This is a genomic window from Sinorhizobium meliloti, assembly GCF_017876815.1.
GTDB classification, from domain to species: domain Bacteria; phylum Pseudomonadota; class Alphaproteobacteria; order Rhizobiales; family Rhizobiaceae; genus Sinorhizobium; species Sinorhizobium meliloti.
This window is the reverse complement of sequence record NZ_JAGIOS010000001.1, coordinates 2,379,404-2,398,489: the sequence shown is the minus strand read 5'-3', so window position 1 is coordinate 2,398,489 and position 19,086 is coordinate 2,379,404. Positions and strand designations below refer to the sequence as shown.

The 19,086-nt window shown below is 61.9% G+C and carries 17 protein-coding genes; 8 read left to right on the top strand and 9 right to left on the bottom strand.

Annotated elements, in window-relative coordinates; genetic code table 11:
• Positions 1–27: 27 nt before the first annotated feature.
• From JOH52_RS11325 to JOH52_RS11315, 3 genes are all read right to left on the bottom strand, one after another.
• On the bottom strand, positions 28–1,734 hold the full coding sequence (locus JOH52_RS11325) for a formate--tetrahydrofolate ligase (protein WP_013844754.1): 1,707 nt from the start codon (positions 1,732–1,734) through the stop codon (positions 28–30).
• A gap of 63 nt (positions 1,735–1,797) precedes the next feature.
• Positions 1,798–3,021 carry a DUF2333 family protein gene (locus tag JOH52_RS11320; protein ID WP_010969904.1) on the bottom strand — a complete coding sequence of 408 codons (1,224 nt, stop codon included), beginning with the start codon at positions 3,019–3,021 and terminating at the stop codon, positions 1,798–1,800.
• A 3-nt stretch (positions 3,022–3,024) separates the two neighbouring features.
• A complete protein-coding gene (locus JOH52_RS11315; RefSeq protein WP_010969905.1) occupies positions 3,025–4,314 on the bottom strand; it encodes a DUF6638 family protein in 1,290 nt (429 codons plus the stop codon).
• Between the two features lie 183 nt (positions 4,315–4,497).
• Between JOH52_RS11315 and JOH52_RS11310 the strand changes: the two genes are divergently transcribed.
• Positions 4,498–5,661, top strand: a complete 1,164-nt coding sequence (locus JOH52_RS11310) for an IS4-like element ISRm16 family transposase (protein ID WP_003537933.1) — start codon at positions 4,498–4,500, stop codon at positions 5,659–5,661.
• A 177-nt stretch (positions 5,662–5,838) separates the two neighbouring features.
• Here the strand turns inward: JOH52_RS11310 and JOH52_RS11305 are convergent, their stop codons facing one another.
• From JOH52_RS11305 to JOH52_RS11285, 5 genes are all read right to left on the bottom strand, one after another.
• Entirely contained in the window at positions 5,839–6,243 is a 405-nt protein-coding gene (locus JOH52_RS11305; protein ID WP_010969906.1) for an endonuclease domain-containing protein, read from the bottom strand.
• Between the two features lie 112 nt (positions 6,244–6,355).
• A complete protein-coding gene (locus tag JOH52_RS11300; protein ID WP_010969907.1) occupies positions 6,356–8,272 on the bottom strand; it encodes an AAA family ATPase in 1,917 nt (638 codons plus the stop codon).
• A gap of 3 nt (positions 8,273–8,275) precedes the next feature.
• On the bottom strand, positions 8,276–9,424 hold the full coding sequence (locus JOH52_RS11295) for a hypothetical protein (RefSeq protein WP_014529834.1): 1,149 nt from the start codon (positions 9,422–9,424) through the stop codon (positions 8,276–8,278).
• A 61-nt stretch (positions 9,425–9,485) separates the two neighbouring features.
• Positions 9,486–10,574 (bottom strand): hypothetical protein, encoded by a 1,089-nt coding sequence (locus JOH52_RS11290; protein WP_003535848.1) that lies wholly within the window; start codon positions 10,572–10,574, stop codon positions 9,486–9,488.
• Positions 10,575–10,734: 160 nt separating this feature from the next.
• Positions 10,735–11,322: a thymidine kinase gene (locus tag JOH52_RS11285; RefSeq protein WP_010969910.1), complete on the bottom strand. Its 588-nt coding sequence runs from the start codon at positions 11,320–11,322 to the stop codon at positions 10,735–10,737.
• 286 nt (positions 11,323–11,608) lie between these two features.
• Here JOH52_RS11285 and JOH52_RS11280 point away from each other — a divergent pair, with 286 nt between their 5' ends.
• From JOH52_RS11280 to JOH52_RS11265, 4 genes are all read left to right on the top strand, one after another.
• Positions 11,609–12,565 carry a choline ABC transporter substrate-binding protein gene (locus JOH52_RS11280; RefSeq protein WP_010969911.1) on the top strand — a complete coding sequence of 319 codons (957 nt, stop codon included), beginning with the start codon at positions 11,609–11,611 and terminating at the stop codon, positions 12,563–12,565.
• A gap of 156 nt (positions 12,566–12,721) precedes the next feature.
• Positions 12,722–13,567: a choline ABC transporter permease subunit gene (gene choW, locus JOH52_RS11275; protein ID WP_013844756.1), complete on the top strand. Its 846-nt coding sequence runs from the start codon at positions 12,722–12,724 to the stop codon at positions 13,565–13,567.
• The gene (choV, locus tag JOH52_RS11270) at positions 13,564–14,613 is read left to right on the top strand and encodes a choline ABC transporter ATP-binding protein (protein WP_010969913.1); all 1,050 of its coding nucleotides are present in this window, start codon (positions 13,564–13,566) and stop codon (positions 14,611–14,613) included. Before choW ends, choV begins: the two co-directional genes overlap by 4 nt.
• A 33-nt stretch (positions 14,614–14,646) precedes the next feature.
• Complete coding sequence (locus tag JOH52_RS11265; protein WP_013844757.1) at positions 14,647–15,390, top strand: HugZ family pyridoxamine 5'-phosphate oxidase; 744 nt, start codon at positions 14,647–14,649, stop codon at positions 15,388–15,390.
• Positions 15,391–15,464: 74 nt separating this feature from the next.
• Here JOH52_RS11265 and JOH52_RS11260 read toward each other — a convergent pair.
• A protein-coding gene (locus JOH52_RS11260) for an IS630-like element ISRm2011-2 family transposase (protein WP_011970797.1) occupies positions 15,465–16,411 on the bottom strand; the annotation gives its coding sequence in 2 pieces (ribosomal slippage) (positions 15,465–16,072 and positions 16,072–16,411; 948 coding nt in all).
• A 152-nt stretch (positions 16,412–16,563) separates the two neighbouring features.
• Between JOH52_RS11260 and JOH52_RS11255 the strand changes: the two genes are divergently transcribed.
• The 3 genes from JOH52_RS11255 (at position 16,564) to aptA (ending at position 19,005) form a co-directional block, all read left to right on the top strand.
• Complete coding sequence (locus JOH52_RS11255) at positions 16,564–16,908, top strand: ArsR/SmtB family transcription factor (RefSeq protein ID WP_013844758.1); 345 nt, start codon at positions 16,564–16,566, stop codon at positions 16,906–16,908.
• Positions 16,909–17,053: 145 nt separating this feature from the next.
• On the top strand, positions 17,054–17,587 hold the full coding sequence (locus JOH52_RS11250; RefSeq protein WP_010969916.1) for an ATP-binding protein: 534 nt from the start codon (positions 17,054–17,056) through the stop codon (positions 17,585–17,587).
• 89 nt (positions 17,588–17,676) lie between these two features.
• A complete protein-coding gene (gene aptA, locus JOH52_RS11245) occupies positions 17,677–19,005 on the top strand; it encodes an omega-aminotransferase AptA (protein ID WP_010969917.1) in 1,329 nt (442 codons plus the stop codon).
• The last annotated feature ends 81 nt before the right edge of the window (positions 19,006–19,086 follow it).

Here is a 19,086-nt window from a genome sequence, read left to right as displayed (position 1 = left end):
GTGAGGGGCAGCCCAGCTCTAATCACCTCAGAACAACCCTTCAATGTACCCCTGCTCGTTCAGCCGGATCCGCTCCGAAGAAGGCACCTTCGGCAGGCCGGGCATCGTCATGATCTCGCCGGTTATCACGACGATGAAGCCGGCCCCGGCGGCCAGCCGAACCTCGCGTATCGGCACGGCGTGGCCCGTCGGTGCTCCGCGCAGGTTCGGGTCGGTGGAGAAGGAATATTGGGTCTTCGCCATGCAGATCGGCAGATCGCCATAGCCCTGGTCTTCCCAGGTCCGGAGTTGTTCGCGCACCAGCTTGTCGGCAATCACCTCGCTTGCGTGATAGATGTCCTTTGCGATCGTCTCGATCTTCTGGAAGAGCGGCATCTCGTCGGGGTAGAGCGGCGAAAATTGCGAATGGCCGGCATTGGCGAGGTCCACGACCTTGTAAGCGAGCTCCTCGATGCCCGCCGAACCCTCGGCCCAGTGCTTGCAGAGAACCGCTTCGGAACCGAGCGTTCTGACATAATCCTTGATCGCCCGGACCTCGGCCTCGGTATCGGAGGTGAAATGGTTGATCGCGACGAGCACCGGTACGCCGAACTTCTTGACGTTCTGGATGTGGCGGCCGAGATTGGCGCACCCCTTCCTGACCGCCTCGACGCTCTCTCTCCCGAGGTCTTCCCTCTTCACTCCGCCGTTCATCTTGATCGCGCGGACAGTCGCGACGATTACGGCGGCATCGGGCGTGAGCCCTGCCTTGCGGCACTTGATGTCGAAGAATTTCTCGGCGCCGAGATCGGCACCGAAGCCGGCCTCGGTTACCACATAGTCGGCAAGCTTCAACGCCGTCGTGGTGGCCACGACCGAATTGCAGCCATGCGCGATATTGGCGAAGGGGCCGCCATGGACGAAGGCGGGGTTGTTCTCGAGCGTCTGCACCAGGTTCGGCTGCATCGCGTCCTTGAGCAGTACCGCCATTGCCCCATCCGCCTTGATGTCCCGGGCGAAGACCGGGCTCTTGTCACGACGGTACCCGATAATGATGTTGCCGAGCCGCTTTTCGAGATCCTTGATGTCCATAGCCAGGCACAGGATCGCCATGACTTCCGAGGCGACGGTGATGTCGAAGCCGGTCTCTCTTGGATAGCCGTTGGCGACGCCGCCGAGGGAGCCGACGATCTGGCGAAGCGCCCGGTCGTTCATGTCCATGACCCGCCGCCAGGCGATGCGGCGAATGTCGATCGCCTGCTCGTTGCCCCAATAGATATGGTTGTCGATCAAGGCGGAGAGCAGATTATGCGCCGACGTGATCGCATGGAAATCGCCGGTGAAATGGAGATTGATGTCCTCCATCGGCACAACCTGGGCGTAACCGCCGCCCGCCGCCCCGCCCTTGATACCGAAGCAGGGACCGAGCGACGCCTCGCGGATGCAGACGATCGCCTTCTTGCCGATGCGGTTCAAGCCGTCGCCGAGGCCGACGGTCGTCGTCGTCTTGCCCTCGCCCGCCGGCGTCGGGTTGATCGCCGTCACCAGAATGAGCCGGCCGTTCCTTTTCTCGTTTTGCGCCGCGATGAATTCGGCGCTGACCTTGGCCTTGTCATGGCCGTAGGGAAGCAGATGCTCCGGCGGAATGCCGAGCTTCGCGCCGACCTCCATGATCGGCTGCTTGCGCGCGGCGCGCGCGATCTCGATGTCGGACTTTACCTCTCCCACGGCTTCCCCCCAGTTTGCCTCGCGCATCCCGCCTCCTCCGCGAAAATGCGCAAGTTCCGTTTCCTATCGCTTACGCTGACATGCCGCCCGTCAACGGGCAAGAATATCGCGCATCTCCACGAGGTTCGATCGAACCCGGAGGATGTAGAAGCCCATCGTCGCGAGGTGCGTCGGCATGATCCAGCCGTCCTCGCGCCCGTTCGAGATGATGAGCGGCTGGATCCTGAGTGCCGCGCGAAGCTGCTTCATCGTTTCGGTATAGATCGGCGCCAGGCCACGTTGGGTGACGACATTCTCGAAATCGGCGCCGGCGGCCGAGAGAATGCCGTAATAGCCGTAGAGCTGGCCGAAGGCGAACCAGAAGCGGTCGTCCGCCCGCGTGTCGAACCAGCCGCCATTGTGGAACTCCGAACGTTCGCGGATGATCGCCGAGGTATTGCCGAGATCGTTCGCGACCCGGTCGAGGAACTCGACCATGTTGTCGGATCGGCCGTCGAAGATCGCTTCGCACTTGCCGAGCGAGACGTTGAACTTCCTGAGATCGCGCATAGCCGAGCGGTAGAAGCTCGGGGTCGGGGTTTTGGGGCCGAAGGGGTTCAGGCCGAAATACCAGGTTTCCTCGTCGAACTGGATGCTTCCGCGCGCGTTCTGGAGCTCGTTGTTGACCCCCGACGTGCCACGGACGCGCCCAAGCGAATCGACGAGTTCCACCGACGTGCGGCGCACCGCCTGGTTGACGCCGCGCTGGAAGGACGCCTTGTTGTCGAGCCAGGGCGTGTCGTCCCAGTCAATCCCGAAAAAGCCGAGCTTGTAGCCGAGCATCGACGATATCCAGGCATTCTGATTGACATTGAGGTCGATGAGGTCGGCCGCCACGTCGACGATGGCCGAAGTCTGGCAGACCGTCCCGGCCGGAAGCTGGGCCACGGCAAGGGCTTCGGTCGTACTGTCCGCACCGGAAGGAGCGACCGCGGCGGCCTGGTTTGCGTCAGCCGCCGAGCCTGACTGTCCCGTTGTTGCCCCCGGACCGCTGACGGGTGAACCGGCCGGCGTCCTGCGGTCGGCGAGCTTGTATCGGTCGACATAGTCCGGGTCGAAATTCGTCCAGGCTTGCGTCTGCCAGACAAAGTAGGCGTAGAAGAGCACGAGGCAGAGGAGGATCAGGCCGATCGGCCCCTTGATGATCCAGCTTCGTCCCCGATACCAGTTGCCGAGCGCGACGAACGGCCAGAGAAGCCACGCCACCGCCAATCCGATGCCACGGCCGATCGCGGTGAATACACGCTGGAAGAACGCAACGATCGGATCGAACATGTTTTATTCCTCTTTGAGACCGTAAAGCTTGTGACGGAAGGCGGCCTTGTCCTTGAGATATGTGCCGGTCAGTGTCGCAACAACATATTCGCGGAACTTTTCGCTGTAGCCCTCATAGGCTTTGTAGAAGCCTTGCTTGTCGAACACGAAGCGCGAGACGAAATCGCGCGGGACGAGTTCGGAGATCAGGCGGTTGACGAGCCATTGATCCGGATGCTGCGGGGCGGCCCGGACGAGCAGGAACCGGTTCTCCGGGGCGACGTCCTGCATCCTGACCGTGCCCGTCGCAGCGATCGCCCGCGCCATTTCCTGAAGGAAGGGGTAAATCCCGTCGCGCGCCACGAGCGCCGCATTGCGGTGGATCCAGGTCTGCAGCCAGATCCGGTCGACATTCATCAGGTCCGCATTCGGGTCGGCGGCGTCGACGAGCCCGCGGATCACCATGTCCGCGCGATGCTGGAAGAGGCCGGACTCCTGCACCCAGGATGCCTGCGGCAATTGCAGCCGGTTGGTCGTCGCCAGAAAGTCATAGATGCGGGCGTGGTCGGTTATGGCCATGTAGCTGACCTGCCAGGGCCGCGACCGGCGGAAACCGGGCACCGAGGGGTCGCAGATGACAGTCGTCGTCTTCTCGTCGAGGAAGACGTAGACGCCGCCGAAGTGATTGGCCCAGAAGGCCTCATGGCGGAAGACGAGTTCGTCCGGCACGAGCACGTTCTGCCTTATGTCGCCGGTCGTCCTGGCGAGTTCGACCATCCGATCGAGCATCGCGTCGTCCGCCCAGGCGTTCGGCACCTTTTTCAGCCGGTCCACGAGCTCGCGCAGTTCGGTCGCCTTGCCGAGCATGTCCTCGGCCGAAAGCACCCGGAAGCGGACTTCGTTGATGGAAAGCAGATCGTCAATGTCCTCGACGACCGAGACCGAATCCTCGATCTCGCCGTAGAGCGCATCCTTGATGGTGATCGCGTTGATCGCGCGGCCATTGGCGTTGAAGAATTCGTGCATCAGTGCCGCAGTGTTGGAGAAGCTCGTATGCACGACCGGCAGCTCCGCCTGCGCCGGTGTCAGGATGATGAAGCGCCGGTTGACCCGGTTCGGATCCAGATAGTCGCGGTCGCCGATTTCCTCGGCGATTTCGGGTGAGAAGCCGGTCATGTCGATGCTGAACCGCTGGAGAGCCGTAGGTTTCAGCCCGAAGCCATTGAGAGCCTTGTTGTAGCGCGCGACGAGATGCGGCTCGGAAATATCAAGCAGCCGTCCATAGATGAGCTCCGCTTCCAAAAGGCGCTTCATGCGGCCATGCTCCTCAGCGTTCTGCCCCTCACCTTTTGCCCCTCACCCTAACCCTCTCCCCGCACGCGCAGGGCTGTCCGGGGAAAGTTCCGGGTGAATCGAAATGTCGCAGGCGCATGCCCCGTCAGACGGCGTTTTTCCGTCTATTTTCTGGTTGTCGAGACTCAGAAAAGGAGACGGAGCATGCGGTTCACCCCTAGCATTTTCGCCCAGCTGCTGAAAGCGATTGATCGCCGCAGCTTTCAGGCGATTGTGGATCGTCATGCCGGGGATGCCTACGACAAGTGCTTTACCAGCTGGGATCATCTGGTGGCACTGATCTATGCCCAGTTGAGCGCCACGACCAGCCTGCGCGGGTTGGAGGCGAGCTTCAACGCCAACAGTCAGCATCATTACCATCTCGGCAGTGGCCGGCTGATGCGCTCGACGCTGTCGGACGCCAACCGCCGCCGCCCGGTCGCCGTCTTCGCCGAGACCTTCGCGCTTCTGGCCGGTCAGCTCGACCGGCAGACGCGCCGGGAGGGCACCAAGATGCTGCGGCTGATCGATTCGACCCCGATACCGCTGGGTAAGCTGTACGATTGGGCCAAGTCGAACGGCCGCATCCGCGGCATGAAGCTGCATGTCGTCTATGATCCCAAGGCCGATTGTCCAGGCATCCTCGACATCACCGACGCCAACGTCAACGACGCCCAGATCGGCCGCACGATCACCATCGAAAAGGGCGCAACCTATGTCTTCGACAAGGGCTACTGCCATTACGGCTGGTGGACGGCGATCGCCGAAGCCGGCGCCAGTTTCGTCACCCGGCCGAAGACCAACATGGGACTGGCTTTGGTCGCTGAACGCCCCGTTGAGCAACCTCAAGGCGATGGCTTCCTGGTCCTCGAAGACAGCCAGGTCAGCCTCGCCAGCAAGGGCGATTCCAAGCTGCCGATCGGCTTGCGCCGGGTAATCGTCAAGCGCCAGGACGGCGATACGATCACGCTTCTGACCAACGACCTCGAGCGCTCCGCCGTCGAGATCGGCCAGCTCTATAAGGATCGCTGGCAGATCGAGCTTCTGTTCCGCTGGATCAAACAGCACCTCAAGATCCGCAAGTTCCTCGGCAACAACGACAACGCCATCCGCCTGCAGATCTTCGCGGCGATGATCGCCTATGCACTGTTGCGCATCGCCGCCCGCCTCGCCCGCGTCCCTCTACCGATCCTGCGCTTCACCGACCTCGTCACCCAGTGCCTGTTCCAGCGCAAAAGCATCGCCGAAATCCACAAGCCGCCGCAGGTCAATCCAAGCCGACCAAAACCCCGGACCATCCCAAACCAAATGGTCTTCCGCTATGCATGAATTTTCCCCGGACAGCCCTGCCGCAGGCGGGGAGAGGGGACGAGATCCCATGGGCGCGTTGTCGGGTGCGATCGAACACAACGGCGTCCCCTCTCCCCGCGCGCGGGGAGAGGGTTAGGGTGAGGGGCAATAGGCTGAAGAGAGGGGCAGACCGAGACGCCAAATTCAACACCGGACTCATCTCTTCTTCTCCCCCGGAATGAACGTCAAATCCGCACTCCTCACTTCCCGCACCAACCGCTTCTCGAGCACCGCCACGATCGTCTCCAGTACCGCGGCGCGGTCATTGAAGATGTCCGTATTCCAGAAGCGGAGCACACTCCATCCATTCATGACCATGAACTTGTCGCGCCTCGCATCGCCGCTGCCGATCTGATGCTGACTGCCGTCGACCTCGACGACCAGCCTCTCATCACGGCAGGCGAAATCAGCAAAGTAAGGACCGACGGCGACCTGCCGGACGAACTTGAAGCCGTTTAGACGCCGGTCTCTCAGCTCCGACCAAAGGAGCGCTTCTGCATCGTTGTCGCTTTGCCGCAGACCTCTCGCGCGTTCTGTCTTGCGTTCGTTCGCTCCTCTCATCTCTTTTGGTCCGCCCTCTTGCCCCTCACCCTAGCCCTCTCCCCGCGCGCGGGGAGAGGGCTAGGGTGAGGGGCAGCCCCGAGGTGGAGGGCAAATGCCGCGAACACAACCTTCATCCCTGCCACCTGCCCTCGCGCTTCATCGTCTCGATCTCTCGGACCGCCCTCTCGCGCTGGCGCTCGCGGCGGATGATCTCGCCGACGGCCGCATCGTCGGATTTGTCGGTGTAGCGGAACTCGCTATCGGCATAGCGATTGATTTCCTGCAGCACCATGTCGATGGTGATCGGGCCTCGCAGTTCCTCGATCATCGCCTTCTTCTCGTCGTAGGGCCTATGCATGAACGAGCCGGCGTCCTTGAACCAGTCGTCGGGCAGTTCGACGTCCATGGCCCTCAGCTTGACGGCATCGGTGATGTTCCTGATCGCGCGCCCGGTGAAGCGGGGTTCCGCCTCCTTGATCATGTGCAGGTAGGCGCCGACATCGGCGAGCGTGGCGATCTTGCCCTTCTCCTTCTGATAGCGTTCCCAGACCGCGGCAAGCCCCTCCTCCTGCGGCCGCGCATGCGCGGCATAGGATTGCGAGACGGCGCGCTTGATCTCCTGACCGGCATAGAGATCATGCTCGCCGAGCGGGATCTGGTGGTTCTTGCCGACGAGCAGCGCGAAGATGTCGATATAGTCGTCCTCCGTCTGCGGCCCGTCGACCAGCCAGCGCGCGCCGGCGCGCTGGCGCAGCGCGTCGTCGACATTCTCCGGATAGTTGGAGAACATGCCGAAGGTGCAGTTGCCGCGCACCACCGTCGAGGCGCCGGCGAAGCTCTCCATCAGCACCGCCGTCACCTCGTGCTGACCGGCCGAGGCACGGTCGTCGGAGCGCTTTGCCGCCACCTGGTCGACATCGTCGATCGTGCCGAAGCCGATCGCCCGCGGGTTCACGACATTGTTGACGAATTCCTTGCAATTCTGGCCCGATTTGCCCTGATAGGAGGAAATCTGGTCGACGCCGAAATTCTCGTAATGGAAGGGATAACCGGCGATGCCGCAATATTCGTGCAGCATGCCGGCGAGCATCTGGATCAGGATCGTCTTGCCAGTGCCCGGCATGCCGTCGCCGATGAAGGTGAAGAGAAAACCGCCGAGTTCGACGAAAGGGTTCATCTGCCGGTCGAAGTCGTAGGCCATCAGCATCTTGGCGAGCTTCAGCGCCTGGTACTTGGCGATGTGGTTGCCGATGATCTCCTCGGGCTTCTTGAAGGTCATCACCAGCGGCTTGCGCTTCTGCCCGGGCGCAACGTCGAAACCGTTGAGCGTGAAATCGTCCTGGTCGAGCCGGATGTGCACGCTCTCGAAATTCTGCAGACCGGTGAAACGCGCCTTGCGCGCAATCAGCCCCTCGATCGCGATGCGGGAAAAGGCCCGGGCCCGTGCGACCAGCGCGAGCTCGTCCGGCGCACCGGCAATGCTGCGGTCGAGACCGGCAACCATGGTTTTCAGCGCATCCTGCGGCGTGTCGAAAAGGAAATCCGGCTCTGCGGCATCGTCCACCGGCTCGCCCTCTCCCTGCAGCGTCGCGCCGAGATAGGCGGCAAGCGTGAAGGCGGCGATATAGGCCGAAGCAGAGAGAAGCGCTTTGAAATGAGCCGCATCCTCGCCGGTAAGGGGCGCGGTGGCGTTACGCGCCTGCAATTGTTCAAGGCTCGTCTGCCGCGCGAAGACATCGGCAACCGCCATCGCCACCTGGATGCCGCGGCGGGTGCGATAGAGTACCGAATGCTGCGCCGGCGACAGGAGCGGATCGGCGCTGCGAACCGCCTGGATGGTGCGTGCGAGTTCGACCTCGCGGCTGCGGCGCTGACCGCCGGTCGAGACCGTCGAGACGAAACGGCGCCCCGTTCCTGCCAGCGGTGTGGCGGCGGCGCCATCGTCCCGCTCGACAATGGCAAGCTTGGTTACCAGGCTCTGCGCCACCGCCTGATGTCTGGCGATCTCGTCCTCATGCAGCGTCGTCAGCCCCGTGTTCAATGCCATGGCTCAGACCTCGCTCACCACCTGGTTGCCGGATATGACATGCACCTTGTAATCGCCGAAGACCTGGGCGGCCTCGCCGGAGGCATAGAGCGCCTGGTACGCGTCATGCGGCACCAGGGCATGCTTCTCGTAAGCGCTGACCCCCATGCGCGCGGCCTCCAGATCGGCGGTGTCGATGTGAAACTCCTCCTGCGCCTGGGTGGAGGACCAGAAGCCGCGCGTCGCCGGCCGCTCCGCCTTCGAGAAGACTTCCTGCACCGTCCAGGTGAGCAGCCACGCATTCTCGGTCTTGCGCACCCTGGAGAGAATGTCGTTGATCCTCGCATTGTTCTCGGTGATGCCCGCCGAATAGAATGGGCCGAGCACGATCCGCCGAAGCTGCTTCGGATGCAGTTCCGGGAAGTCCCTGTCGAGATTGGTGGCGATCGTCACCGGCGTCAGCGAATAGGTGCTGTTCTTGGAGGCGAAATCGTCAAAACGGCTTGCGAGCTCCGGATTGAGCAGACCGCCGACCGGCAGCGGAATCTGGACGTCCGGATTGAGCTTGCCATCCTCGGTCACCAGCATCTCGACGAGATTTTCCGAGGAATCCTCGATCGTCGCCATATAGATCATCGGCAGCGTCTGGCTGCCGTCGAACGCGCCCCAGGAAACGACGTAAAAGGGCCGCATCGTCTTCGAATTGACCGCGACCCGGATCGTCTCCGGCAGCACAAACGGCGAAAAGATATCCCCCTTGCCGATCTGCTCCAGATAGAGCCTTTCGGCCATGCGCGCCTGAAGCGCCTCGGGGAACGCCTTCTGCCTCAGGATGAAATCGACCATCTCCTCGCGCAGCGCATCGGTTGAAGGAATGCTCGCAAGCCGCTTCTCCGCATTCTGCCGGTCGTTCTCGAGTTCCAGCACGTTCTGGAAAACGGGAAAGCCGCTTTCGGCGCGCGAGATGCGAAACTGTTCGACGAAACCGATCCGGTTTTCCCAGCAGGCGATCGAGGCTTTCAGCCGGGCAAGATAGGGAACGATGATCTCGCCGACGACTGTGTCACGGTAAAGCGGCGAATTGCGGTCTCCGAGGAAGAGCTCGAGCCCTGCGAGCGCCGCGCGGATGGAGCCGAAATATTGCCTGACGGCCGGAGAAATGGCGGTATTCATGGCAGCTCTCCCGGCAAATGCCGAAAGGCGGTCGGAAATCGGGTCATTGCCGCCTTGCCGATCACTGCTTCACATAATTTGCGGCATTATGCTTGTCCATCACCGTCTGGAAGCGGCGCGCGAAGGCGTCGTCGGCGAGTTTCTTGCGCCGCTGGATATCCTGCGTCGCAAGCATGTTCTTTTCATGCATCTCGAGCAAGTCGCCGATGTGGCGCTGCGCGGCCGCGCCAATCCCGGCCATGGTCTCCTCGGCGGCCGTGTCCACCTGGCTGCCGAGCGTGTTGATCTTGTGTGCCACGTCCTGCTGCGCAGCCGTCTTCAACGAATCTTCCAGCGCCTTGTAGAGAACGATGCGCTGTTCCGTGTCGATGGTCAGCTTGTTGATCAGCGTGTTCTGGGCGGCGATCTGGTTGTTCAGCGAATCGACGAAGGTCTGGAACATGGCCGTGTAGCGCTCGAGCGTCTGGCTCTCGGCCAGAAGCTCCTGCTCCTTCGCCTGCTTTTCGTTGTATTCGGTCGCAAGCTGCGAGCGCTCGCCCTCGAGGTCGGTTCGGGTCTTCTGGTCTGTCGAGGCGGCGATCCTGTTCTCGATATCGAGCAGCAGCGGGTTGAGCTCTTCGATCCGCTTCTGCGTCTGTTCCAGCGCCGCCATCGTGCCCTTGCGGCGCTCGATCACCTGGATGAGGCTCTGCTCGGAGGTCTTGTATCGCTGGTCGAGGATCGCCTTCTGGTCCTTGAGGATGCCGACGATGGTGTCCGATTTCGAAAGCAGTTCCTGCAGGTTCCCTGCAAGCGACATGTTGCGCACGCGATCGGTGCGCAAGCGCTGCATCTTCTGCCTTGAGAAGATGCCGATGAACTTCTCGTAGCCGGTATAGCTCTTCATGCTCTCGAACTCGGCACCGAAGACATTGGTCGCGTCTTCCAGTCCGATGATCAGATCGGCGATGTTGGCTTCCATCACCTTCTGCTGGTTGACGACGTCCTGGATGCGGGCGTTCTCGATATCGAAATTGACGTCGCCGAGCTTGGTGTCCGCCTTGGCGAATTGCTCGAGAACGACGCCGGACTGCTCGAGCTTGCTGCGCATGTCCTTGACGACGGTTCTGGTCTTCTCGATCTCCGTATCAAAATTCTGCAGCGTCGCCATTGCCTTCTCCCCTCAAGCCAGCCAGCAGTGCACGCCGGACCGTTTCAGCCCTTGATTGCACTTATATAAAGGATGTTTAGCACGGAACGACAAGGGCGGTGGCCGCTTTTTCGAGTGCAGGGCAGCAGGGCCGGTGCATCGCCGCCGGTCGGCTTGCGCGTCAGCCTTCGCGCATCCGGTCGTCCCAATGGCGACGGCAATAGGAGACGTATTTCTCGTTGCCGCCGACATCCACCTGCGCGCCCTCCCGCATGACCTTGCCGCGGCCGTCGAGGCGGACGACCATCGTTGCCTTGCGCCCGCAATGGCAGATGGTCCTGACTTCGCGCAACTCATCCGCGATAGCGAGCAGAGCCATGGAGCCGGGGAAGAGCTTGCCCTGGAAGTCCGTCCTCAGGCCATAGGCCATGACCGGAATGCCGAGGCGATCCGCCACACGCGCCAACTGCCAGACCTGATCTTCACCGAGGAACTGCGCCTCGTCCACGAAGACGCAGGCGATTTCACCGGAGCCGTCGCCGTTCAGGCGCTCGATCAGCCCATGGAGATCATCCTCTGCGCGGAAGGGGATCGCCTCCGATTCCAGCCCGATGCGAGACGCGATGCGACCCTGGCCGGCGCGATCGTCGAAGGCTGCTATCAGCATCACGACGCGCATGCCGCGCTCCTGATAGTTGTAGGCGGCCTGCAGGAGCAGCGTGCTCTTGCCGGCATTCATCGTCGCATAGCTGAAATAAAGTTTGGACATGGTCCCATCTCCGGACATCGTGCCCGCTACATGACGGGGCACGCGTCCGATGACCAGAGCATCCCGCAGCGACTCACAGTTTTCGGCAAGGACGCACATGCTTTGGCCCGCAAGTGCTGATCGGTTCGGCGGGCCGGCATTTCGCGGGCATTGCGACATCAGGCGTCGCTTTGTGCATCCCGTTAATGTACTGAGGCAATACACTTCTTTAAACGCCAGGGCGCTTGAATTCGCGCTTCATTGGTGTTTGGCTAAAAAAAGAACACAAGGCAGGGGAACGACGACGATGATAAGGACGCTTTCTCTCAAATTCATGCTGGCGGGAGCCGTTTGCATGGCAACCCTGACCGCCGGAAGCGCTTTTGCAGCCGAGCCGGAAAGCTGCGGCACCGTCCGCTTCTCCGACGTCGGCTGGACCGACATCACAGCGACGACGGCGACCGCGACGACCATCCTCGAGGCGCTCGGCTACGAGACGGACGTGAAGGTGCTGTCGGTGCCGGTTACCTACACATCGCTGAAGAACAAGGACATCGACGTCTTCCTCGGCAACTGGATGCCGACCATGGAAGCGGATATCGCCCCCTACCGCGAGGATAAATCCGTCGAGACGGTGCGCGAAAACCTCGCAGGCGCGAAATACACGCTTGCGACCAATGCCAAGGGCGCGGAGCTCGGCATCAAGGACTTCAAGGATATCGCTGCCCACAAGGACGAGCTCGACGGCAAGATCTACGGCATCGAACCGGGCAATGACGGCAACCGCCTGATCATCGACATGGTCGAAAAAGGCACCTTCGATCTCAAGGGCTTCGAAGTCGTCGAATCCTCCGAGCAGGGGATGCTGGCCCAGGTCGCCCGCGCCGAAAAGTCCGGCGACCCGATCGTCTTCCTCGGATGGGAACCGCATCCGATGAACGCCAATTTCAAGCTCACCTATCTTTCCGGCGGCGATGACGTATTCGGCCCGAATTACGGCGGCGCGACTGTGCACACCAATGTGCGCGCCGGATACACGACCGAATGCCCGAATGTCGGCAAGCTGCTCCAGAATCTCTCGTTCTCCCTCCAGATGGAGAACGAGATCATGGGCAAGATCCTCAACGACGGTGAAGACCCGGAGAAAGCTGCGGCCGCGTGGTTGAAGGACAATCCGCAGAGCATCGAACCCTGGCTTTCGGGGGTGGCGACCAAGGATGGCGGCGACGGACTGGCCGCGGTCAAGGCCGCCCTCGGCCTCTGATCGGCGGCAGATCACGCGTAGCATTTTGAATTGCTGCATGTTCCATGCTCAAATCGGCTCCGATATGGGAAATGCAGTGAGGCGGGGAAACACCCCGCCTTTTTTCCACCGGTCTTCCGACCTGAGTGTTGACCCTGGCAAGAGGGACCCTGTTTCGTGGAATTCCTGACTGAAAACCCCATCCCGATCGGCGCCTGGGCGAAGTCTTTCGTCGACTGGCTGACGACGAATTTCAACCTGTTCTTCGACCAGCTCGCCAATGTGCTTTCGGCGATCATTTCGGTCCTGCTCTACATCCTCCAGACGCCGCACCCGCTTATCATCATCGCCGTCGTGACGGCGCTCGCATGGTGGTTCCGGCGCTCCCTCGGCATTGCCGCCTTCACCTGTCTCGGGCTGCTCCTGATCGTGAATCAGGGCTATTGGCAGGAGACTACGGAGACGCTGGCGCTGGTCCTTGCGGCAACCTTCGTCAGCATGGCCGTCGGCGTGCCCTTCGGCATAGCTGCCGCGCGCCGTGCCTGGATCTACTCGATCATGCGGCCGATCCTGGACCTGATGCAGACGATCCCCACCTTCGTCTACCTCATTCCGGCGCTGATCCTTTTCGGACTGGGAATGGTACCCGGGCTGATCGCCACCGTCATTTTCGCCATCCCCGCGCCGATCCGGCTGACGCGGCTCGGCATCATCTCGACGCCACCGGCGCTGGTCGAGGCCGCCGAATCCTTCGGCGCGACGCCCTGGCAGGTGCTGCGCAAGGTCGAACTGCCCTTCGCCATGCCGCAGATCATGGCGGGCCTGACCCAGACCATCATGCTGTCGCTCTCGATGGTGGTGATCGCGGCGCTCGTCGGTGCCGACGGACTCGGCGTGCCTGTCCTCAGGGCTCTGAACACGGTAAACATCGCCAGGGGATTCGAGTCCGGTCTCTGTATCGTCATTCTCGCGATCGTTCTCGACCGTCTTTTCCGCTCGTCCGATGAAGGAGAAGGCGCATGAGCGACGCCGTCGTTTTCAAGAACGTCGACATCATCTTCGGCAAGAACCCGCAACTTGCCGTGCAGATGGTCGACCAGGGCAAGACGCGCGACGAGATCGGTGCAGCCACGGGCCTGGTGCTGGGCGTGGCCGGCGCTTCGTTGACCATCAATGAAGGCGAGATCCTCGTTCTGATGGGTCTGTCCGGCTCCGGCAAGTCGACGCTGCTCAGGGCCGTCAACGGCCTCGCGCCGGTCGTGCGCGGCGAGGTCGAGGTCAAGACCGCGAACGGATCGCTGAACCCCTATCGCTGCAACGCCAAGTCGCTCCGCGACTTCCGCATGCATACGGTCTCGATGGTGTTCCAGCAGTTTGCGCTTCTGCCGTGGCGAACGGTGGCGGACAATGTCGGGTTCGGGCTCGAACTGGCCGGCGTTGCCGATGCCGAACGAAGAAAGCGAGTCGGCGAGCAGCTTGAACTCGTCAACCTGGCCAAATGGGCGGACCGCAAGGTCAACGAGCTCTCGGGCGGCATGCAGCAGCGGGTCGGTCTCGCAAGAGCCTTTGCCACCGGCGCCCCGATCCTGCTGATGGACGAGCCGTTCTCGGCTCTCGACCCGCTGATCCGCACGCGCCTCCAGGACGAACTGCTCGAATTCCAGCGGCGGCTGAAAAAAACGATCATCTTCGTCAGCCACGATCTCGACGAGGCCTTCCGCATCGGCAACCGCATCGCCATCATGGAAGGCGGAAGGATCATCCAGTGCGGGACGCCGCAGGAGATCGTGAAGAAGCCGGCAAATCAGTACGTGGCCGATTTCGTCCAGCACATGAACCCGATCACCATGCTGACGGCGAAGGATGTGATGCAGACCGGCGTCGGGCGAGCCGCCGCCAGTACCGGCGTTTCGGCAACGGCCAGGCCCACCACGCCGCTCGTCGATATTCTCGACGCCATGTCGCGCCAGCCGGGCAGCATAGGTGTGGTCGACAACGGCTCCGTCGTCGGGACCATCGACGCGCAAAACATCGTCGAAGGGTTGACGCGCCACCGCAACAAAGGTTGACGCGGCACGCCGGCCCGCCGGAAGGAGGCGATCATGAGCGAGAAACCCAATGTGCTGCGCGAGACGGACGAGGAAGCACGCAAGCTTGCCCGTGTGCTTCTTCGTTCGGCGAGAAGCGGCGCGCTTGCCGCGATAGAGCCGGCGAGCGATGGTTTCCCCTTCGTCAGCCGTGTACTCGTCGGCATCGACATCGACGGAACGCCGGTCATCCTCGTGTCGCGGCTTTCGACCCATACTCAAGCGCTCACGGCGGACCGGCGTGCTTCGCTGCTGACCGGCGAGCCGGGCAAAGGCGACCCGCTCGCCCATCCGCGACTGACGGTCCAGTGCGAGGCGGAGGCCGTCCCGCGGGATTGCGCGCTCCACCTGCGTCTTCGCGAACGATTCCTTCGCCGGCACCCCAAGTCCAAACTCTATGTCGATTTTCCGGACTTCGGCTTCTTCCGACTCAACCCATTGCGGGCAAGCCTCAACGGCGGCTTCGGCCGCGCCTATGTGCTGACGGCTGAGGATCTCGCCATCGCGTCACCGGCCGCGGCCGCGATCGCGGAGATGGAAGGCGGCGCGATCGAGCACATGAACGCCGATCACGCCGAAGCCGTGAGATATTATGCAACCACTCATTGCCGCGCACCCGAAGGCGACTGGAAGATCGTCGGCATCGATTCGGCAGGGCTCGACCTGTCGGACGGCGACCGTCTGCGCCGCCTGGAGTTTGAGACGCCCCTTGCCGACGCGGCCGAATTACGGCCAATTCTAAAAAAACTTTACCGTTAATCGCATCTTAGCTACCCCCATTTCTTGCAGGGGGTGGTTGCCCTTTTATGCATCACGGCTAGAGCGGTATGTATTTAAGCCCGTTCATATCCCGCCTCTTTGAAGTAGGCTGCGCATTCCTGTGGGGTGACGGCTTGGAGAATGTGGCGCAGTTCGTCATGGATTGCGTCGCGTGATCTGGCCTGTGCCTCACGCAACCAGTGCTTGATTTTGGCGAAGAGCTTTTCGATCGGATTGAGATCGGGGGAATATTTCGGCAGAAAGAACAGGCGGGCGCCGGCCTTACGGATGGCGGCGCGGATCTCCTGACCCTTATGGGAGCCGAGATTGTCCAGGATGACGATGTCGCCGGCTTTGAGTTCCGGCACCAGAACTTGCTGGACATAGATGCGGAAGCGTTCGCCATTGATCGGGCCATCGAGGATAAAGGGAGCGCTGACGCGGTCGGCCCTGAGTGCGGCGACAAAGGTCATGGTGTTCCAATGGCCGAAGGGGGCGTAGCCCACCAGTCGTTCGCCGCGAGGCGCCCAGCCCCGCAGCGGCGCCATGTTCGTCTTCGTCCAGGTCTCATCGATGAAAACGAGGCGGGCGGGATCAATTCCGGGGCAGTGCTTCAGCCATCGTGCCCGGTGGCGGGCGACGTCGGGCCGCTCCCGTTCGCTGGCGACCAGCGTCTTTTTTTATAACTCAACCCCTCTTCGTGCACGAAGGTCCAGACGGCGCGATAATCCACCTTCAGGCCGCGCTCGCTCAACTCGGCGACAAGTCCGTGCAGCGTGAAGTCGCGCTCGCGGCAGCGGCAAAGCAGCCAAGCCCGGTGCGGACCGGAAAGCTTGCGGGGCTTGTGCCCACCCATCTGGCCGGGTGCGGCGCTGCCCGTCTCGCGAAACCGCCGCACCCAATCGATCGCGGTGCTGATGCCGATGCCGAAGCGCTTGGCCGCTGCCCGGCACGATAGGCCCTCGCCCGTCACCGCATCGACAACGCGTTCCCGAAGATCATTCGAAAAAGGTCTCGCCATAAAGGCCGGCCTCCTTCACCGGCCTGAATGGTGAATCTGATTTGCGCAGAAAAAGGAATCCCCTTTCCGATTCCGCCTAAATGCATCCCGCTCTAATTATCGTGCTTCATCAATCATAACTACGTGTGATGAATTTTCGCATGGAGCACACGATGCAGCCTCTTCCGCCTGAAAAACACGAGGACGCCGAGATAGCAGCCGGTTTCCTTTCGGCCATGGCAAATCCGAAACGCCTGCTCATCCTCGACTCTCTCGTCAAGGAGGAAATGGCGGTTGGCGCCCTGGCCCATAAGGTCGGGCTGAGCCAATCGGCTCTTTCTCAGCACCTTTCGAAGCTTCGTGCGCAGAACCTGGTCAGCACCCGTCGTGACGCACAGACGATCTATTATTCGAGCTCGTCCGACGCCGTATTGAAGATTCTGGGCGCACTATCCGACATTTACGGCGACGACACCGATGCCGTGGAAGAAAAGCCTCTCGTTCGCAAATCGGCGTAATCTCCCAAGACGTCCTTCGACCGAACAGCACCGCCTCCTCAAGCCCCGCCGATCCGATCGCGGGGCTTCATTTTTGGCGGGTGAGCAGCCTTCTCCTCCGTCCTGTCGCTGACTGGCCCGCAGCATCGTGCTACATGATCGCGCCATGAACCTTGAAAGCGAAATTCTCGTCCTCACCGGGCCACCCGGCTCCGGAAAGACCACGACAGCGCAGGCGCTCGCCGCAGAGCCCGGATCGTCGAAGGTCCATCTTCACTGCGACGACTTCTGGCATTTCATCAAGAACGGGGCGATCCCACCCTATTTGCCTGAAGCTCACCAACAAAACGCCGTCGTCGTCGATGTGCTGACGAAAGTGGCCGCAACCTACGCACGTGGCGGCTATTTCGTCGTTGTGGACGGGATCGTCGGACCGTGGTTCCTGGAACCATTCAGGAAAATAACGGCACCGCTCCACTACGTCGTTCTGCGTCCGCCGCTCGATGTAGCCATCCGGCGCTGCCAACAGCGCGGCGGGGACACGTTGACCGACCCGGTGCCCATCGCAGCGCTTCATCAGCAACTCTCATCGCTCGGCCCCCTTGAACGGCATGTTCTCCCGACCGAAGGACACACCCGGGAGGACACGCTGAGTGCCGTGATCCAGGCCGTGAAAAGCGGATCGTTTCGCCTGGCTTGACGCCCATCGGCGGGCTGATAGTTTGACCAGCGGGTAAAGAATCCGGCCTGGCAAATCCGGATTGCCGGGACTCGACGAGGAGGAAACACATGTCCAACCGCCTGAACACCACGCCCAACGATCTCAGCGCCTTCTGGATGCCGTTCACGGCGAACCGGCAGTTCAAGAAGGAGCCGCGGCTGTTCGTCGGCGCCAAGGACATGTATTACACCACCCATGACGGGCGGACGGTTCTCGATGGGACCGCGGGGCTCTGGTGCGTCAATGCAGGCCACTGTCGGCCGAAAATCACCGAGGCGATTCGCGAACAGGCGGGCGAACTCGACTACGCGCCGGCCTTCCAGCTCGGCCATCCGAAAGCCTTCGAGCTCGCAAATCGGCTGGTCGATATCGCGCCCGAGGGCATGAACCACGTTCTCTACACCAACTCAGGGTCGGAGTCGGTCGATACCGCCTTGAAGGTCGCTCTCGCCTACCACCGCGCCAAGGGCAATGGCTCGCGCTTCCGGCTCATCGGCCGCGAACGCGGCTATCACGGCGTCAACTTCGGCGGCATCTCGGTCGGCGGCATCGTCGCCAACCGCAAGATGTTCGGCACGCTGTTGACGGGCGTCGACCACCTTCCACACACGCACCTGCCGGCCAAGAACGCCTTTAGCCGCGGCGAGCCCGAGCACGGCGCCGATCTCGCAGCCGAACTCGAGCGCATCGTCACCCTGCATGACGCCTCGACGGTCGCAGCAGTCATCGTCGAGCCCGTCGCCGGCTCGACCGGTGTTCTCATCCCGCCGAAGGGCTATCTCCAGAAGCTGCGCGAAATCTGCACCAAGCACGGCATCCTGTTGATCTTCGACGAGGTGATCACCGGCTATGGCCGTCTCGGCACGCCCTTCGCCGCTCAATATTTCGACGTGAAGCCCGACATCATCACCACGGCCAAGGGGCTTACCAACGGCGTCATTCCGATGGGCGCGGTCTTCGTGACATCGGAAATCCACGATGCCTTCATGACCGGGCCGGAACACCTTATCGAGTTCTTCCACGGCTACACCTATTCGGGCAATCCGATCGCCTCGGCAGCGGCACTCGGAACGCTGGACACCTACAGGGAAGAAGGCCTGCTGACGCGCGCCGCCGAGCTTGCCCCCTATTGGGAGGAGGCGCTGCACTCGCTGAAGGACTGCCCGCATGTCATCGACATCCGCAATATCGGACTGATCGGCGCGGTCGAGCTCGAGCCGATCGCAGGGGAGCCGACGAAGCGCGCCTTCTCGGCCTTCTTGAAGGCCTATGAGAAAGGCCTCCTGATCCGCACCACGGGCGACATCATTGCATTGTCGCCGCCGCTGATCATCGAAAAGCGACAGATCGACGAGCTTTTCGACAAGCTGCGCGACGTGCTGAAGAACAACATCTGACGCGTTCCTCACCAGCTGCGAAGCCCTTTCCCCGGATCCGGGGAGAGGGTTATTGTCGTGAATCAACATCAAGGGCGAGGT

Excerpts from the sequence above, each read along its gene's own strand:
- JOH52_RS11325 (WP_013844754.1), bottom strand. The coding sequence starts at position 1,734 with ATGCGCGAGGCAAACTGGGGGGAAGCCGTGGGAGAGGTAAAGTCCGAC.
- JOH52_RS11320 (WP_010969904.1), bottom strand. The coding sequence starts at position 3,021 with ATGTTCGATCCGATCGTTGCGTTCTTCCAGCGTGTATTCACCGCGATC.
- JOH52_RS11315 (WP_010969905.1), bottom strand. The coding sequence starts at position 4,314 with ATGAAGCGCCTTTTGGAAGCGGAGCTCATCTATGGACGGCTGCTTGAT.
- JOH52_RS11310 (WP_003537933.1), top strand. The coding sequence starts at position 4,498 with ATGCGGTTCACCCCTAGCATTTTCGCCCAGCTGCTGAAAGCGATTGAT.
- JOH52_RS11305 (WP_010969906.1), bottom strand. The coding sequence starts at position 6,243 with ATGAGAGGAGCGAACGAACGCAAGACAGAACGCGCGAGAGGTCTGCGG.
- JOH52_RS11300 (WP_010969907.1), bottom strand. The coding sequence starts at position 8,272 with ATGGCATTGAACACGGGGCTGACGACGCTGCATGAGGACGAGATCGCC.
- JOH52_RS11295 (WP_014529834.1), bottom strand. The coding sequence starts at position 9,424 with ATGAATACCGCCATTTCTCCGGCCGTCAGGCAATATTTCGGCTCCATC.
- JOH52_RS11290 (WP_003535848.1), bottom strand. The coding sequence starts at position 10,574 with ATGGCGACGCTGCAGAATTTTGATACGGAGATCGAGAAGACCAGAACC.
- JOH52_RS11285 (WP_010969910.1), bottom strand. The coding sequence starts at position 11,322 with ATGTCCAAACTTTATTTCAGCTATGCGACGATGAATGCCGGCAAGAGC.
- JOH52_RS11280 (WP_010969911.1), top strand. The coding sequence starts at position 11,609 with ATGATAAGGACGCTTTCTCTCAAATTCATGCTGGCGGGAGCCGTTTGC.
- choV (WP_010969913.1), top strand. The coding sequence starts at position 13,564 with ATGAGCGACGCCGTCGTTTTCAAGAACGTCGACATCATCTTCGGCAAG.
- JOH52_RS11265 (WP_013844757.1), top strand. The coding sequence starts at position 14,647 with ATGAGCGAGAAACCCAATGTGCTGCGCGAGACGGACGAGGAAGCACGC.
- JOH52_RS11255 (WP_013844758.1), top strand. The coding sequence starts at position 16,564 with ATGCAGCCTCTTCCGCCTGAAAAACACGAGGACGCCGAGATAGCAGCC.
- JOH52_RS11250 (WP_010969916.1), top strand. The coding sequence starts at position 17,054 with ATGAACCTTGAAAGCGAAATTCTCGTCCTCACCGGGCCACCCGGCTCC.
- aptA (WP_010969917.1), top strand. The coding sequence starts at position 17,677 with ATGTCCAACCGCCTGAACACCACGCCCAACGATCTCAGCGCCTTCTGG.